Annotated in this window: 12 protein-coding genes and 1 pseudogene; 7 read left to right on the top strand and 6 right to left on the bottom strand. The window is 72.3% G+C overall.

The genetic code is table 11. The features are described 5' to 3' along the window. Positions 1-496 precede the first annotated feature (496 nt). Positions 497-967, bottom strand: a complete 471-nt coding sequence (locus AC067J_RS26480; protein WP_478303189.1) for a hypothetical protein — start codon at positions 965-967, stop codon at positions 497-499. A 139-nt stretch (positions 968-1,106) separates the two neighbouring features. Here AC067J_RS26480 and AC067J_RS26475 point away from each other — a divergent pair, with 139 nt between their 5' ends. Continuing rightward, positions 1,107-2,051 (top strand): hypothetical protein, encoded by a 945-nt coding sequence (locus tag AC067J_RS26475; RefSeq protein WP_478303187.1) that lies wholly within the window; start codon positions 1,107-1,109, stop codon positions 2,049-2,051. 53 nt (positions 2,052-2,104) lie between these two features. On the opposite strand, the gene AC067J_RS26470 is transcribed toward AC067J_RS26475, so the two are convergent. Both AC067J_RS26470 and AC067J_RS26465 read right to left on the bottom strand, forming a co-directional pair. Beyond that, positions 2,105-2,452, bottom strand: coding sequence for an Imm21 family immunity protein (locus AC067J_RS26470; RefSeq protein ID WP_478303185.1), 348 nt, complete (start codon positions 2,450-2,452; stop codon positions 2,105-2,107). A 4-nt stretch (positions 2,453-2,456) separates the two neighbouring features. Beyond that, a pseudogene (locus AC067J_RS26465) lies at positions 2,457-2,810 on the bottom strand (hypothetical protein); the annotation flags it as partial. Positions 2,811-3,159: 349 nt separating this feature from the next. On the opposite strand from AC067J_RS26465, the gene AC067J_RS26460 reads away from it, so the two are divergent. Next, a complete protein-coding gene (locus AC067J_RS26460; RefSeq protein WP_478303184.1) occupies positions 3,160-4,641 on the top strand; it encodes a serine/threonine-protein kinase in 1,482 nt (493 codons plus the stop codon). A gap of 358 nt (positions 4,642-4,999) precedes the next feature. After that, positions 5,000-7,933 (top strand): polysaccharide lyase family 8 super-sandwich domain-containing protein, encoded by a 2,934-nt coding sequence (locus AC067J_RS26455; RefSeq protein ID WP_478303182.1) that lies wholly within the window; start codon positions 5,000-5,002, stop codon positions 7,931-7,933. 172 nt (positions 7,934-8,105) lie between these two features. Here AC067J_RS26455 and AC067J_RS26450 read toward each other — a convergent pair whose 3' ends face one another. Next, positions 8,106-8,369 carry a hypothetical protein gene (locus tag AC067J_RS26450; protein WP_478303180.1) on the bottom strand — a complete coding sequence of 88 codons (264 nt, stop codon included), beginning with the start codon at positions 8,367-8,369 and terminating at the stop codon, positions 8,106-8,108. Between the two features lie 452 nt (positions 8,370-8,821). Between AC067J_RS26450 and AC067J_RS26445 the strand changes: the two genes are divergently transcribed. Further along, positions 8,822-9,196 (top strand): hypothetical protein, encoded by a 375-nt coding sequence (locus AC067J_RS26445; protein WP_478303179.1) that lies wholly within the window; start codon positions 8,822-8,824, stop codon positions 9,194-9,196. A gap of 315 nt (positions 9,197-9,511) precedes the next feature. Here AC067J_RS26445 and AC067J_RS26440 read toward each other — a convergent pair whose 3' ends face one another. After that, on the bottom strand, positions 9,512-10,459 hold the full coding sequence (locus AC067J_RS26440; RefSeq protein ID WP_478303177.1) for an isopenicillin N synthase family dioxygenase: 948 nt from the start codon (positions 10,457-10,459) through the stop codon (positions 9,512-9,514). A 239-nt stretch (positions 10,460-10,698) separates the two neighbouring features. On the opposite strand from AC067J_RS26440, the gene AC067J_RS26435 reads away from it, so the two are divergent. Continuing rightward, complete coding sequence (locus tag AC067J_RS26435; RefSeq protein ID WP_478303175.1) at positions 10,699-11,658, top strand: Lrp/AsnC family transcriptional regulator; 960 nt, start codon at positions 10,699-10,701, stop codon at positions 11,656-11,658. 503 nt (positions 11,659-12,161) lie between these two features. Here the strand turns inward: AC067J_RS26435 and AC067J_RS26430 are convergent. After that, on the bottom strand, positions 12,162-13,175 hold the full coding sequence (locus AC067J_RS26430) for a saccharopine dehydrogenase (protein WP_478303173.1): 1,014 nt from the start codon (positions 13,173-13,175) through the stop codon (positions 12,162-12,164). 85 nt (positions 13,176-13,260) lie between these two features. Between AC067J_RS26430 and AC067J_RS26425 the strand changes: the two genes are divergently transcribed. Together AC067J_RS26425 and AC067J_RS26420 are read left to right on the top strand one after the other, a co-directional pair. Further along, positions 13,261-13,854 (top strand): TetR/AcrR family transcriptional regulator, encoded by a 594-nt coding sequence (locus AC067J_RS26425; protein WP_478303171.1) that lies wholly within the window; start codon positions 13,261-13,263, stop codon positions 13,852-13,854. Between the two features lie 333 nt (positions 13,855-14,187). After that, positions 14,188-15,933 (top strand): hypothetical protein, encoded by a 1,746-nt coding sequence (locus tag AC067J_RS26420; protein WP_478303169.1) that lies wholly within the window; start codon positions 14,188-14,190, stop codon positions 15,931-15,933. The last annotated feature ends 47 nt before the right edge of the window (positions 15,934-15,980 follow it).

Genomic DNA, 15,980 nt, shown 5'->3' with positions numbered 1-15,980 from the left:
CGTTCGCCGATCGGCGCCCACATCGGCCCGGTCGCGCACGCCGCCATCCACCACGTGCGGTGCCCGGTCGCGGTCGTCTCCTACGACTGAGACCGGACGCGGAGCCACGCCGGTCGACTGCCCCACCCGAGGACGGCCATCACCTGCTCCGGCCCGCCCACCGACCGACCGCCACCGCCGCCGCCGCCGCTAGTCGACCGTGGCCAGGGCGGCGTTCCAGGCGGCCAGGCAGGTGGCGGAGGACTGCGGCCGGCAGTACCCGGTGGTGGCCGGGTTGCCCGCGTGTTCACCGCGTCCTGGACTTCCTGTCGTCCCAGCGGCGGACGCTGCGGGATCCGATGCAAGTCCAGCGCCAACCGCCGACGACCGTCCGGCAGGCCGGAGCAACCACGTTCGCAGCAAGCCACGGGCCGGCCCCGCGGCCCGTACGATCTCACCGCCCCCCATCACCATCGGTGACCGCGCAGCGCAGGGAACACCGGACCACCGATCCGGGCTACACACCTTCCGCTGATCGGGTACAACCCTGGAACCGGAGCCACAGGTCGCGAGCCTTGCTGCTGTCGGGGGCGAACGTCTGATAGGCAATATCCCCTGTCACTGCAGGGCCGTAGAGCCTGGCGCCTTGGCAATCGAAGCAGAACGCGATCTCGAACAGGATCTGCTCTGGGAACACCGGGTGCTGGCCGGTGCGGGCCCGCAGCGCGAAAGCCGGGGTGAAGCAGCGCATCTTGATGCCTGGTGGGATGGCCCGAACCTGCGAGAGCACCTCCTGCGCGTCCTCCCAGAGCCCGATCGTGTCACCGGGAACAGAACCTTCCCAAGCGTGCCAGCCGAGGGGGTCGGTGATCCGCACGACCTCTACGAGCTCGATCAGGCTGGCGGTGGTGGGTAGCAGCATCGAGCCAGTGTCCCAGACCGCCGCACGACGCAGCGGCGACCCCAGGGCCCGGTGCAGTCCGGTCACGGGAAGGTCTCGTCCCTGCGGTGCTGGCGCCGGACTACCGGCGGATCACGGGTGCTCTCGCCGGCCGCGACGGGTCGTGCGGGGAAGTGATGGACTGTCGTCAACTCGCGAAGGTGCGTCGGGGCGCTAGCCTCCGGCCATGGCTGAATCACGGGACCCCCGCCAGATCATCACCCGGCTCATTGACGGACGCATCTGCGCCTACGACCTGGCTGCCCAGACCAGTGGCGTGCTGTCACCCGCCGTGGTTTGTCCGCCGTCTTCCGGGGACGACGTCGTCGGCCACGCCATTGCCGCCGACTTTCGGCGTGCCTACTACACGACCCTGAACGCGGTCGTGTGCGTGACGCCGGACGGCGTCGAGGTCTGGCGGTCAGGGCTTGAACCGGAGTCGGTCCAGCGACACGGGCACGAGCCGGGCTGTGCGTTGTCGTTGGACGGACGAGTGCTGTGGGTCTACCGCCCGGACGCCATGGCCGGCCGTGACCGGCCTGACCAGTGGGTTGCCCTGGACGCCGGATCCGGAGCGGTCATCGCGCAGGCGGACCTGCAGACCGTCGGGCACGGCGGAGTGCAACTGCTGCACGGGACGAGCGGTCAAGCCCTCCTCAACGTGGGAGAAGGACAGGATGGTTCGGTCATCTACCGCGCCTCCCTGACCGAGGCCGGGATGGATCTCTTCTGCTACCCCTGGGACGACCGGTGCCTCATCGACCTGTCGCCCGACGGCCGCCAGTTCATGACCGTCGACCACAACCAGGCTGACATCGCCGTCCACTCCCACCCCGAGGGCGGGGTGGCGTTCACCCTCTCGGTCGACGCCTTTGGGCATGACCCGGACGAGGCCTATGTGGAATGGTGCGGCGGCTACTTGAGCCCAGACACGATTGTCGTCACCATCGCCGGCGAAACCGAGGACGAGCAGGAGTGGTTCCACCACTACCGCGTCAATGCGCGCTCTGGCCAAGTCCAAGCCGAGCTCGACGCGCGCGGGGAGTATCCCGACGACATCCGCCCTCTCGGGGACGGTACCTGGCTCACCACAGATCCATCTGGTCACCCAGTCCGCTGGACCAATTCCTAGGAGACCCCGCGGCTGGACTGAGCGGATCCCGGTAACGCCTCGATGCCAGGCGCTCAGTTCGATGGCCGAGGCAGAAGTCGGATCACGCCCACCGAGGTGTCCTCGATCGGTGAGGCGTGGACGGCGCGAACCATCCGGCTGCCGGGCCAGAGCGGGACGGGGGCCTGCGCCGGCGTGCCTCCGTCGTTCGGGAACTCGACGCGTAGTCCGGCCCCGGTTGTCACGGAATCCGTCAGTACCGCCGGGCCGTCGGTCTCCCGGACGCCGCACTCCTCCCACGCGGTGGTGGGGTCGGCGAGCACCGCCTGGGCCGCGGCGATCAGATCGGCCTCGCAGTCGGCACCCGGCCCAACGGACGAAGGCCTGGTGGTCCGGCAGACAGCAGTTGCCGACGGGCTCATCCGCCAGGACAAGTCCGCGAGCGCCCTCGTTGCCGACAGCAATCACCCTGGCCGGACCTTCCGGCTCGCAGGCGCGGTCGTAGTCGTCCAGATCGTCCCCGCCGCCGATGACCGTCCCCAACTCGGTGCAGCCACCCGTCCGACACGAACGGCGTGGCGTCCCGGTGGGCCGCCCGCTCTGGCGAGCACGCACGGTCGGCCTCGTGGGACCGTGCAGACCACCCGGCAGCCGTTGCGACGGACGCGGCAAGCCGCCACCCGTCGACTCGCCTACGAGCCACGGGTCGGGGTTCGAGCAGCAGGGGACGGCGGGCGGAGCGACCGGCTCGCCGGCCACCGGCGCCGTCCGCACCCGCATCAGCCGAGTCCGACGCTCGGAAGGCTCCCGGCGCCCGGCGGCGGAGCGGGTGCACCGGCGGACGGAACTACGGAACCGTCGGCAACCGGGGCGACGTCCGCCCCTTCGACGACCTCGCCCTGGTGATATCGTCCGCTGATCGAGAACGGCTGATCGAGAACGGCGGCCACGGACACCGTCGGGCAGTGCCCTGCACGGCACCCGCGACCCGGTGCGCCCGAGCCTGAGCCGTCTCCGTCCGGTCCGTGTCGGTACGGTGTTCTCGACCGGCAGCGTCCGCCGCCGCCCGTCGGCCCTCCGGGCGGGGCGCCGGTCGCGACGCATCGAGGGGAACACAGGAGAGCAAGGCATGACGCGCGGACACGCCCGGGCCGTCGGCGACGTCGTGGCCGGACGGTTCGAGCTCCGGCAACGCCTCGGTGCCGGGAGCATGGGCACCGTCTGGCGGGCCCACGACTCCGGGCTGGAGCGCGACGTCGCCCTCAAGGAGATCCGCTCCGGCGGCCACGACGACCCCGAGCGCACCGCCCACCTGCGCGAGCGCGCGCTGCGCGAGGCCAAGGCCCTGGCGAGGATCAACCACCCGAGCGCGGTCGCCATCTACGAGGTGGTCGACGACCTGCCCCACCCGTGGCTGGTCATGGAGTTCGTCGACGGCACCCCGCTCGACGCCCTGCTGCGCGACGGCGCGATGACACCCGACCGGGCCGCCCGCATCGGCCTGGACGTCCTCGCCGCCCTGCGCGCCGCCCACGCCGCGGGGATCCTGCACCGCGACGTGAAGCCCGCGAACGTCCTCGTCCGCCCGGACGGCAGCGCCGTCCTCACCGACTTCGGCATCGCCTCGCTCCAGGGCTCGCACACCCTCACCGCCACCGGAGACCTCATCGGCTCCCCCGAGTACCTCGCCCCGGAACGCATCCGCCGCACCGGCAGCGACATCGGCCCGGCGAGCGACCTGTGGTCGCTCGGCGTGCTGCTGTACACGTGCGTCGAGGGGGTCAACCCGATGCGGCGCGACTCCGTCTGGGAGGTCTTGGTCGCCGTCTGCGACGAGCCCGTGCCGCCACCGCCGCGTGCCGGCCCGCTCGCCCCGGTCATCACCGCGCTGCTCGACCGGGTGCCCGACGCCCGGCCGGACATCGAGGAGACCGCCAGGGCTCTCGCCGCCGTCCGCGACGGGCAGCCGTACCGCGTCGCCACCGCAGCAGCCACCGTCCGCGAGGACGAGCCGACCCACCGGCTGTCGCCGCCGGCCCCGGGTGCCGAACCGGTCGACACCACCGTCACGCCGGGGGCCACCGGAGCGCCGGTCGGGGTACGTGCGCGGCGGCGCGTACCGCGGGCCGCCGCCGTAGCCGTCGCCGGGGTCACCGCCCTCGTCGCCGCCGGGGTGGGTGTGTACGCGGCGCTGCCCGGCCCGCCCACCGCCGCAACCGGCACCGGCACCGGCGGCACCACACCCGCGTCCACCGCCGCCGCCCCCGCACCGTCCGCGGCGGGCCTGTGGATCGCCCAGCTCTCCGCCGTCCCGCACGGCTCCGACCAGACAGCGCGCGACAAGGAACTCCTCGCGCTCCAGCGCCAGCTCCCCGGCGCCCGACTCCTCAACAGCGACGACTGGAAGTCCCTCAACCCCGGCTACTGGGTCATCTACACCACGGGCGGGTTCCCGGACGGCGACAGCGCGCTCGCGTTCTGCGCCGCACACGGCCGCAGCAAGTGCGTCGGCCGCTACCTCAGCCAGGACCCGGCCGACGGCCGCTTCATCTGCGTCGCCGCGCCGGGCTCCGACCGGGCCGCCGGCCGCGAGGCCTGCCACCGCCCCTGACCGGGGCGGCCGGACACGCCGACCCGGGCACGCCGACCCGGGCACGCCGACCCGGGTTCGGCCGCGGACGGTGACGGGCCGCCAGAACACGCGCCGGCCTTTCCGTCCCCGTGCGGACGGTGCGGGGCTCAACGCCTGAACCCCCAAGCGGCACCGGCCACCGGCGCGGCGGAGCCCGGCGAACGGACGGCGGCCCCGTGTGGTCTGCACCTTTCGTTGACGCCCACAGGGGAAAGCGCTTACCGTCACACCCCCGGCGTGGTGCGGCGCCGCCCGGGTGCCGCTGCGCCGACCCCCACGGCGCCCCCGCGGCCGTGCGCCGCATCGTCGCACCCGTCGCACCCGGCAAGGAGCCCCCTTGATCCCCGAGCCGCACTCCCCCACCAGCCACCCGCTCTCCCGTCGCCGACTGCTCCAGGCATCCGCCGTTGGCCTGGCCGCCGCGGGCACCTGGTCCGCCCTCGGCGTGCAGGTGGCCCACGCCGCCGACGCGTACGACACCCTGCGCCTGCGCTGGCAGGCGCTGCTGACCGGCACCGGTTTCGATCCGGCCGCGCAGCCGTTCGCCACCGCCCTCAGCGCCCTCGGCGACCGCGCCCGCACCCAGCAGGCGGCGATGGCACCGACCGCCACCTCCCTCTGGCCGGACCTGCCGCTCGGCACGGTCTCCGCCAACATCACCTCCAGCTACCTACGGCTGCGCACCATGGCGCTGGCCTGGGCCCAGCCGAGCACCGGTTCGACCGCGGACGCGGCGCTCGCCACCGCCGTCACCACCGGCCTCGACCACCTGCACGCGATCGCCTACACCCCGACCGCGAGCAACTACAACAACTGGTGGGACTGGCAGATCGGCTCCCCGCAGGCGCTGCTCGACACCTGCGTCCTCGTCCGACCGCTGCTCGGCGCCGCCCGGATCGCCAACTACTGCGCGGCCGTGGACCACTCGGTCCCCGACTCGAAGGTCGCCGCCTACACCGGCACCTCCACCGGTGCGAACCGGGTCGACCTCTGCCGCGTCCTGGCGCTGCGCGGGGTGATCGGCAAGAGCTCCGCCAAGCTGGCCGTGGCCTCCTCCGCGCTCTCCCCCGTCTTCCCGTACGTGATGACCGGCGACGGCCTCTACCCGGACGGCTCGTTCGTGCAGCACACCTGGGTGCCGTACACCGGCTCGTACGGCGAGGTGCTGCTCGGCGGGCTGAGCAAGCTGTTCGGGCTGCTCGCGGACTCGACCTGGGCGGTGACCGACCCGCAGCGGCAGACCGTGTTCGACGCGGTGGACTCCGCGTACGCGCCGTTCCTCTACAACGGCCTGGTGATGGACTCGGTGAGCGGCCGGGCGATGAGCCGGGGCCTGCAGAGCGGCTCCCCGTTGAACCTGCAGCAGGACGACCACGGTCGCGGGCACACGATCATCGGGCACATCCTGCGGCTCGCCGACTCGGGCGCGGCGCCGGCCGCCCAGTCGGCGGCCTGGCGGGCGGCGGTCAAGGGCTGGATCGCCCGCGACCACTACCGCCCGTACCTCACCGACGCCGCCGTGGACGTCCCCGAACTCGCCCGCGCCCAGGCGCTGGTGAACGACTCCACCACCGGCCCGGCCGCCGAGCCGGCCGGCGCCCGGGTCTTCGCGATGGACCGGGCGGTCGTCCGCCGCGCCGGCTGGGCGGCCTCGCTGGCCATGTGCTCGGCCCGCACCAGCTTCTACGAGACCGGCAACGGCGAGAACCTGCGCGGCTGGCACACCAACAACGGCCTGCTCTCCTGGTGGGGTTCGACCTTCGGCAACGGCCAGTACTCGGACGCCTTCTGGCCGACCGTGAACCCGTACCGGCTGCCCGGCACCACCGTCTCCACCAAGCCGCTGGCGGACGCGGCGGGCGGCGCCTGGGGTGCGGCCCGCCCGGACAACACCTGGGCGGGCGGCGCCTGCGACGGCACGTACGCCGCCGCCGGGCAGGCCGTGCGCGGCCTCTCCTCGACCCTGAGCGGCGTCAAGTCCTGGTTCGTGCTCGACGATTCCATCGTCTGTCTGGGTGCGGGGATCAGCTGCGCGGACGGTGTGCCGGTGGAGACCGTGGTCGACAACCGCAACCTCGGCCCGACCGGCCAGCACGCCCTCACCGTGGACGGCACGGCGCAGCCGACCACCCTCGGCTGGTCGCAGCGCTTCACCGGGGCCCGCTGGGCGGCGGTCTCCGGCTTCGGCGCGTACCTCTTCCCCGGGGGCGCGACGGTCGACGCGCTGCGCGAGGCCCGCACCGGCAGCTGGCACGACATCAACAGCGGCGGCACCACGGAGGCGCTGACTCGCCGCTACCTGACGCTCTGGTTGGACCACGGCACCGATCCGTCCGCCGCCGACTACTCCTACCTGCTGATGCCGGGCGCGGACGCCGCGGCGGCGGCCGCCCGCTCGGCCGCGCCGACCGTCACCGTGCTGGCCAACTCCGCCTCCGTGCAGGCGGTCTCCGACAGCGCCTCGGGCGTCACCGCCGCCAACTTCTTCGCCGCCGGCACCGCCGGTCCGATCACCGTGTCGGCGCCGGCCTCCGTGCTGGTCCGCGAGTCGGGCGGCACCATGACCGTCACGCTGGCGGACCCGGGGCGGACCGCCTCCACCGTCCAGGTCACCGTCGCCCGGCCCGGCTACCGGACAGCCGATCCGGCACCGGACGTCACCGTCCTCGCCACCGGCAGCTCGGTGACCCTGCTGGTCGAACTGGGCGGCACCCAGGGTGCCAGCCGTACCGTGACCCTGCGTGGCACCGGCACCGCGCCCGCACCGGCCACCGCGACCAGGCTGGCGCCCACCCAGGACGCCTTCGTCCGGGACGGCTCGTACGGCGACACCAACTACGGGACGGCGACCACGCTGACCGTGAAGAACACCGACTCGACCGGCAGCGGCTACAGCCGGCGGGCGCTGCTGGCCTTCGACACCTCGGGGGTGAGCGGGACGGTCCGTCGGGCGGTGCTCTGGGTACGCGGGACGGTGGCCGACTCCGGCGGCACCCAGACCTCGCTCCAGGCCTTCGCCACCACCGCCGACGGCTGGACGGAGACCGCGGTGACCTGGAACCGCTCCCCCGCCCCGACCACGGCACTCGGCACCGGCCGGATCTCCACCGCCGCGGACTGGGTCGGCCTGGACGTCACCGCCGCCGTCACCACCGGCGGCACGGTGACCTTCGCGGTCTGGCAGCCGCTCGGCGCGGTCGGGCTCGCGGTCAACCTGAACAGCCGGGAGAACACCGCCTTCCAGCCGCACCTGGAGCTGATCACCTCCTGAGCACCCGAGGGCCCGCGGCCACCGGCGGGCCCGCGCTGCTGTAGACACCCGGAACGCCTGGCCGCCCGGTTCTGAACCGGGCGGCCGGTTTCCGGGTCGTGGCGGTCAGCCGGACGGCGCAGCGGCCGGGAGCAGCTGTCCGTCCTCAGCAGCACAGGCCGGGACCGACCTCTCAGAACCCTGGGGCGGGGATGAAGCTCGGCCACCACTGGGGCACGCCGCTGGGGCACGGAGGAGTGGCGGCACCCTCCCAGAAAATCGAGATGACGCACCAGACGACACCGAAGAGCGTCACCACGAGGGCAAAGGCATGGAGAAGGGGACGGTTCCCAAGAAGCGCGCCCACCGCGACCCAGATCAGCAGCAGGACCGCCCAGAGGCCCGGAATGAACAGCCAGAGCAGAAAACCGCCGTTGGCCCGGTTGTTCACTCCCACGTCACAGGCATTCCACGACCTGCCCAGAAGCATCGCAACGGATAGCGCGAGGAGCAGAGCCGCCGCCGCCCCGAGACACCCATGCAGCCGTCGGCTCCCCACAGGCCTCCGTTCGCTGTCCGTCGTGGGAAGCACCGGATCCGCGCTGCTCCTCACTACCGCATCCGCCAAGTCCCTGGCGCTGACCAACGGGGAATGGGCACCTTTGATCCTAGTAGCCACATGCTCCGCCGGACCAGTGCCCGATGCTGCGTTCCTTGAAGCAGGTACACATAGCGGCGTCGCAGGGTGCGAGTGGGCGGGGCGGGCGGTGTCACCGTGCGGGCCGCACCGGCGACAGCGGGGCTACCCGCTCCCGCAACTCGTCCGGGACAAGGACCGCGGTCACGACGCCGAAACTTGGCCGGAGAACTCGCTTGAACACGCTGAGCCGGCTCGACGATACTTCCCGAATGGCCGACACCGAGGGCGAAGCCGCCGGGCAGGGTTGGGACGGACCCTGGTACCGCGTTCGCGCAGAGGGGTTCGAGGCGTCGTTCCTGCCCGGCACGGGCGAGGATCTGGGCACCCTCTGCAACGTCGACGTCGAGGTGCGGCTGACAGCGGACGGTTCGCGCTGGAGTGCGACGGTGTTCACTCTCGCCGAGGTCGAGCGCTTGATGCAGGGGTGGTCCCGAACAGGCGAGGAAGGGGGCGGCCGCCACTTCTGGTGCTCCGACGGCCTCATCGTCCGGGACCCCGGCATCGACAGCATGACCCAGGTTCTTGCCGGCCTGTTCGAATCCGGCGACTTGACGCACGTTCTCCGGCGACCCGACGACGAGTGACCGTCCCATCCTGAAATGATCAGTCAGCCCCCTACAGCGGCTGCCACGTCGCGCCACACGGGCGTAAGGATCGGAACACCGTGAACCGCGAACCGGGGCCAGCCGTCCTCCACCCGGACGTGGCCGCCACGGCAGTCTCGCCGCAGCGCTCCAAGCCGCAGCCGCCGGCCAAGGCACGTCGCTTCCCCTGGCCGTCACCCCGTCCGATGGGACCGGTGCGCCGGCGGGCGGGCGCCCGGGACGGTGACCCGTCCATGCGGCGGGGCGACGGATCGCAGCGACGGGCATGGAGATCCAGCCGAGGGAGGGACGCCGTCAGTCGAGAATGGCGCGCATCTTGGCGTGGAGGTAGTCCCCGGCGCGTACCGGGCTGTAGGGCCTGCGGCCGAGTGGTGCCGGCAGCGAGGTGATGTCGGTGTCGGGTGCGCAGGCGTGGAAGTACACCAGTGAGGTGAGTTCTTCCTGCGGCGCCTCGGGGGGCGGGGGCAGGACGCGGTGGCGGCCGGAGCGCCAGCGGTCCCCGCTCCAGCGGGCCATGAGGTCACCGATGTTGACGGTGTAGGCGCTCGGCTCGTAGGGGGCGTCCTGCCAGCCGGCCTCTTCGTCGTGGACCTGGAGGCCGCCCTTGCCGGGCTGGCGGTTCAGAAGGGTGATGAGGCCGAAGTCGGTGTGCGCCCCGACGCGGAACTGGCCGGGTGCGGCGGTGCCGGTTTCCTGGGCCGCCGGGTACCAGTTGACGGTGAAGTCCCAGTGCGGGCGGGTGGTGTGCCGGGTGAAGAAGTCGGCCGGCCGGCGCAGCGCGGTCGCCATGACCGCGAGGAGCGTGTCGGCCAGGGTGCGCATCCGGGTGGTGTATTCCGTGACGAGCGGGTGCAGGGCGGGGACTTCGTCGGGCCAGTGGCCGGGTGTCCGCTGCGGGTCGCCGGGGCGTGCGGAGGAGTCGACGGCGCACGACCAGACCTCCAGCAGGTCCGGCGGGGTGAGGGTGCCTTCGGACCTGGCGGTTGTCACCCGTTCCCGGCCGATCCAGCCGCGCCGGTTCTGGTCGTAGGGCCTTTTGACGGGCTGGGGCAGGTGGAAGAAGTCGTTCGCCGCTGCGCGTACGCGGCCCGGGAGTTCCGGCTCGATGCCGTGTCCGGTCACCAGGAGGAAGCCGCTGGACTGCAGGGCGCGGTCGACCCGGGCGGCGAGCCGCTCCCGGTCCGCACTGTGGCCGGACGTCCAGCGGCTGAGGTCGATGAGGGGAATCGGGGCAGTGGCCACGGGTGGATCCTCCGTGAGGTCGATGGACGGGGCAGGGGTGTCGGTGGAGCAGGTGGGACCGGGGGCGGTCGGTGGGAGTGGGGCGTTCCCGGTGCGGTCCGGGACCTCGGCGCACTCGCCGACCATCGTCGTCACCCACCGGACGGACGACGACCCGGTCACCATCCAGCCCCCTCCCGCTGCGGCTCAAGCCGTACGCTGGAAAACGGGACCATCCGGCGAGGAACCGAGGTGTACCGGTGGATCGCGACACCGTCGACGAGCTCGACCAGCACCTGCTCCGGGCGCTCCAACTCGACGGCCGCGCGCCTCTCAGCCGCATCGCACGCGACCGCGAGGTGTCCGAACGCACCGTTGCCCGCCGCTACCAACGGCTACGCGGCCTCGGCCTGCGCATCGTCGGCCGGCCCGTCCCCTCCCGTCTGGGCCTGAGCCGCTGGCTGTTGCGCCTGCACTGCGCCCCGGACGCCGCCGCAACCATCGCCGAAGCCCTCGCCCGCCGTTCCGACACCAGCTGGGTCACCCTCGCCTCGGACGGCACCGAGCTCTACTGCGCGCTCGACGCCCGTACGGCTGAGGAACTCAACGTCCTACTGCTGGAGAAGCTCCCCCGCACCCCGCGGGTGCTCTCCGTCAGCGCGCACTGCATGATGCGCGTCTTCGTCGGGGCGACGAGCACCTGGCACGCCACCCGCTTCGGGCCGCAGGGCGCCGCGGCCACGGTGCACTCCCCCGCGCCCTCCACCGCCCCGCTCGACTTGGACACAACCGATCGCATCCTGTTCGAGGAGCTGGCCCGCGACGGCCGCGCGACGCTGCCCGAACTCGCCGCGGCCGCCCGCCGCTCCCCCTCCAGCATCCAGCGCCACCTCGACCGCCTCCGCGGCGCGGGCGCCCTGAACCTCTCGGTCGACTTCGACCCGCGGCTCCTCGGCTACCGGACGGCCACCCGCATCTGGCTGAACGTCACGCCGGCGCACCTGCGCATCGTGGGGGAAACCCTCGCCACCCACGCACAGATCGCCTTCGCCGCGGCCACCACCGGCACGTCCAACCTGGTCGCCAGCGGCATCTTCCGCGACCCCGCCGACCTGTACGACTACATCGACCAGCGCATCAGCCCACTCCCCGGAATCCGGAACATCGAGACCGCCGTGACCCTGTCGGAGGTCAAGCGCCTCGCCCCCGTGCCGACTTGAGCGCACCGTCCGCCCCGCCCCGGTGGCAGACGGCGGGCCGAGCAAGTGGCCCTCTCCTCGCACACGGCGTCAGACCCGCACACGACAGCGGACGGGCGCCCCACTCCTGTGAGCCGTCGAGGAGCGGGATCAAGGACGGTAACGGCGGCCGCCTACGCGCGCTCGGCCTCGTGTCGGACCTGCCTGCCGGTGCCGGTGCCGGTCTGGCAGCAGCCGGCGCACCGCTCGTCGCCGTTGCGGGCCTTCTCCTTCTCGGCCCACCTGTTGTGCGGGTGGGCCGAGCCGGCGGGTCGCGGCCTGCCGGGACGCCTCCGTGTCAGCGCGGTCGTCCGACACCCGCACTGCGCCGGCCAGGGCCCGGCAGGATCCGGGGAGCGGTCCAGCTCATGGCGGCATGCCTGCGCACGTACTCGACCATGCGGCTCACGGGCGCCGCTCTCCGGGATCTCCCCGGCGCCGGTGTGCCGGGTCGTGCAGTGGCCCGCCCCTTCGGCTACAGGCGTTCATCTGCCGCCGGGCGCGTCGACGAACTCGGCGCCGATTTCCGCCAGACGCTCGGCCGCGTAGGACGCGTCGATCAGTGCCTCGGGGGTGTGGATGCCCGGCGGAACGGCTTCGCCGCGCAGCCCGATCAGTCGCTCGACACCGAGGGCGATGCCCAGCGCGGTCAGCGGCCGCTGCCCTTCCGGATGGACGAGGTAGCGGTGCAGGCTGCGCGGTTGCCCTCCCGAGCCGGTTCCCTCGACGTCGATGCGGACCTCGACGGAGGCGGGGCCGCCGCGTCGCCGACGCGCGGACTCACCGACGGCGAAGTCGAAGCGGACGTTCGGCGCTCCCGTCGCCAGGGCAAGACTCTGCACGTCGAGGATGGCGATGCTCTGGCCGGGCACCAGGATCCCGTCGGAACTCGGCACATCCGTCCGTGCATCGGGTTCGGCGACCCAGGTGAACACGCCGTCACGGCGCACCAGTCCGGCCGAGGTGGCGGTGGCCCATCGCTCCAGATCCGCCAGCCCCGCGGGGCCGCCGGCGTCCGACTCGTCCAGGACGGCGCCGATCCGGATTGTGTCGATCTGTTCGAACTCCCTGGTGGCGTGCAGCACCGCCAGAACACCGGTCCCCGCGCAGAAGTGACTTGCCACCAAGACCGGTGACCTGCCCGACTGTTGGGCGCTCGCGACGATCTCCGGCGCGATGTCCACCAGCCCGCTGGAGATGCTCAGGTAGGGCAACCCGCGCTCCTGCGCGTACCGCAGCCCCTGCAACCGGTCGTCCCACAGCGCGGCAACGACCGCCAGGTGTTCCGCGTCGGCCGGGAGGCCCAGATCCCCGCGCCGCAGGTCGACGGTCGCGGCGGTGGCCACGCCGAGTCCGTCGGCGACCCGCTGCGCGCGGCCGAGGTCGCGGCCCGCGATCGTCAGGGGCAGTTCCGGGTGCCATCGGCGCAGCACGGCGGCGGCTCCCGCGCCCGCCTGCCCCGAACCGCCCAGAATCAGAACCGAGTTGGGCTGTCCCATGGTGAGTCTCCTTCCCGATCATCAACCTACATTTTGTAACCTACGTTTTGTAACATAGCCTGGAAGGCAACAGCAAGGGAGGACCATGGCGACCGCACCGACCCGGCTGCCCAAGCCCGCCAGGCGGGAGCAGTTGCTCGACACCGCCGTGGCGATCGTGCGCACCCGGGGCGCCGACGGGCTCACGCTGGCCACCCTCGCCGAGGCCGCGGGCGTCAGCAGGCCGATCGTGTACGACCACTTCGGCACCCGCCCCGGCCTGCTGCTCGCGCTCTACCGGCGCCTCGACGAACGCCACCGGGCCTCGGTCGCCCAGGCACTGCAGGACGCCGCGCCCACTGTCGAGGAGGTCGCCCGCGTCATCAGTGCCGCGTACTTCGCCTGCGCCACCGACATGCCGGAGCTCAACGCCGTTTCCGCGGCGCTGAAGGGCAATCCGGACATGGAGGCGGGCAGACAGGAGATGACCGACAGCTATGCGGAACTGATGGCCGCCGCACTGCGGCCGTACACACACCTTGAGCCCGACACCCTTCGGCTGTACTGCGCCGGCGCGCTCGGTGCGGCCGAGGCGCTCGCCGCCGAACTGAACCGCGGACGAGCGTCCGAGGACGATGTGGCCGACACCCTGACCGGCCTGGTCGTAGGCGGACTCCAGGCCCGAACCGACAGCCGGTGACCACGGACACGCGGACACGTCGTCGGACCCGGACGTGACCCGCCTGCCGGCCGGGCCCGCTCACCAACCGGCCGGGCCGGTCGCCGCCGACGCCGACCTGCGGAAGCCCGTACGGACCGGCCGGGAGAACCACTGGGATGCGGTCGTCGTGCGTCGAAGGGCCCGGGCGCCGGTCACTCCGGGTGCGTGACGGCCGCGAGGGCGCGCTCGCGGACGTCCGCCGACGGGTGGCGGCGCAGCTCGTGCAGGGGAGCGGGCGGAGCGCCCGGTGCCAGCCGTCGCCGTCAGCTATGACGCAGGCGACCTGGCCGTGCTGTTCGGCGGAGGTGCGGCATGACGCGCCAGGGAAGCCGCCGCGCCAACTCCGTGCGCCGGGCCGGCACCGGCCCGGCCCCGGCGAGGCCGCTGTTCGTCGAACACGACCTGAAGGCCGACGAGCACCGCGTCGGCCCGCACGACCACCTCACCCGGAGCGAGGTCCTCGCGCTGCTGCCGACCTCGCCGGTCTGGCCGCAGCAGAAGTACCGAGGAGTCACACCCGGCACCACGAGGCTCGCCGGGGCAGGCCGGATCCTCGACTGGTTGCTGAGCCACCCCGGCGACGGGTGGCAGGCCCGATGGCGGGCAGCCGACGCCGACCGCGGTAAGGACTGGATCGACGAGCTGAATGCCGGAGACCACCGATCCCCGGCCTCCAGGCGGAACGAGATCATCATGGGCCTGAACAGCCTGATGATCAGCCGGGTGGTGCTGCCCCGCTACGGCTTCCTGCGCGGCTACAAGGCCATGCGGCTCTTCAAGAACCTCCAGCAGATGTTCCCCGTCGGCCGGATCGAGAGGATGCGTGAATTCGGCGCGGAGGTCGGCATGACCCCCCGCCACATCGACGAAGGCCTTCGAGTGATCTCCGCGATGATCCTCTACACCGGCCGCGACCTCCACCAGCTCACCGCCGAGGACGTCTTCCATCTGCGGGCTGTCGGCCGACGGGACATCGGCGAAGCATACGTCGGCACCCACAGCGCCTGCGATCTGCTGCGCGGGGCCGGTGTCATCGACTGCAAGGACAACTTGAAGGACGCGCTGCGGCACGGACAACGGCCCACCACCGAGCTGGTCGACGCCTACAACATCCAGTCCACCCCAGTTCGCAACGTCTTGGTCCGCTACCTCGAAGAACGCAGCCCGGGCGTCGACTACGGCACCTTCCGCGGCCTGGTCGGCTCGCTGGCCGGCGTGTTCTGGGCCGATATCGAGGCCCACCACCCCGGCATCGACACCCTGCGCCTGCCGCAGGACGTGACCGACGGCTGGAAGCAGAGGCTGGTCACCTACACCGACAAGAGCGGGCAGGTCCGTGAACGGCGCTCGCGAGTCGATGTGATGATGCGGGTCCGGGGCTTCACCTGGACATCCAGGAGTGGGCGCACGACGATCCGTTCTGGGCCCAGTGGGCCGTCCCCAGCCCGATCACCCGCGGCGACGGAGCGGGGCAACCACAAGAACATCGCCCAGACCCACTCCCGGATGCACCAACGGGTCCGCGAACGCCTGCCCCACCTGCCGGCCCTGGTGGAGACCGCCGAACGCCTTCACCGGGAGGCAGCCGCGCTGCTGGCCGCGGCCGTTGCCACCCCCTTCGAGGAGGTCTTCGAGCACGAGGGCAGGCACTACCTGCACGTTCTGCCTAAGGTGAGCCAGGTTCCCAGCCGCCTGGACCACGCCTCCCGGCACGTCTACGTCCAGGAGGTCGGCGCCGACGCGCGCCGGATCAACCAGAGCGACGTCGAGGACGACGCTTTCTGGGCCTGGGCGGTCATCGAGACCCTGCCGCACACCGGCGTCCGTGTCGAGGAGCTGACCGAGATCAGCCACTTGGCGCTCGTCTCCTACAGCTCCCCGACACCGGCGAGGTCGTTCCGCTACTGCAGATCGTGCCGTCCAAGAGCAACGAGGAGCGGCTCCTGCTCGTCAGCCCCGAGCTGGCGAGCGTCCTGGCCACCGTCGTCAAGCGTCTGCGCGACGCCAACGGCGGCAAGATCCCGCTGGTCGCCCGCTACGACCACCACGAGCGCGTGACCGGGCCGCCTCTGCCTCACCTGTTCCAGCGCCGCCACTACTGGCAG

This window comes from Kitasatospora sp. NPDC042419 (assembly GCF_056437345.1).
Note: the sequence above shows the minus strand (reverse complement) of the source record. Positions and strands in the feature narration are given on the sequence as shown.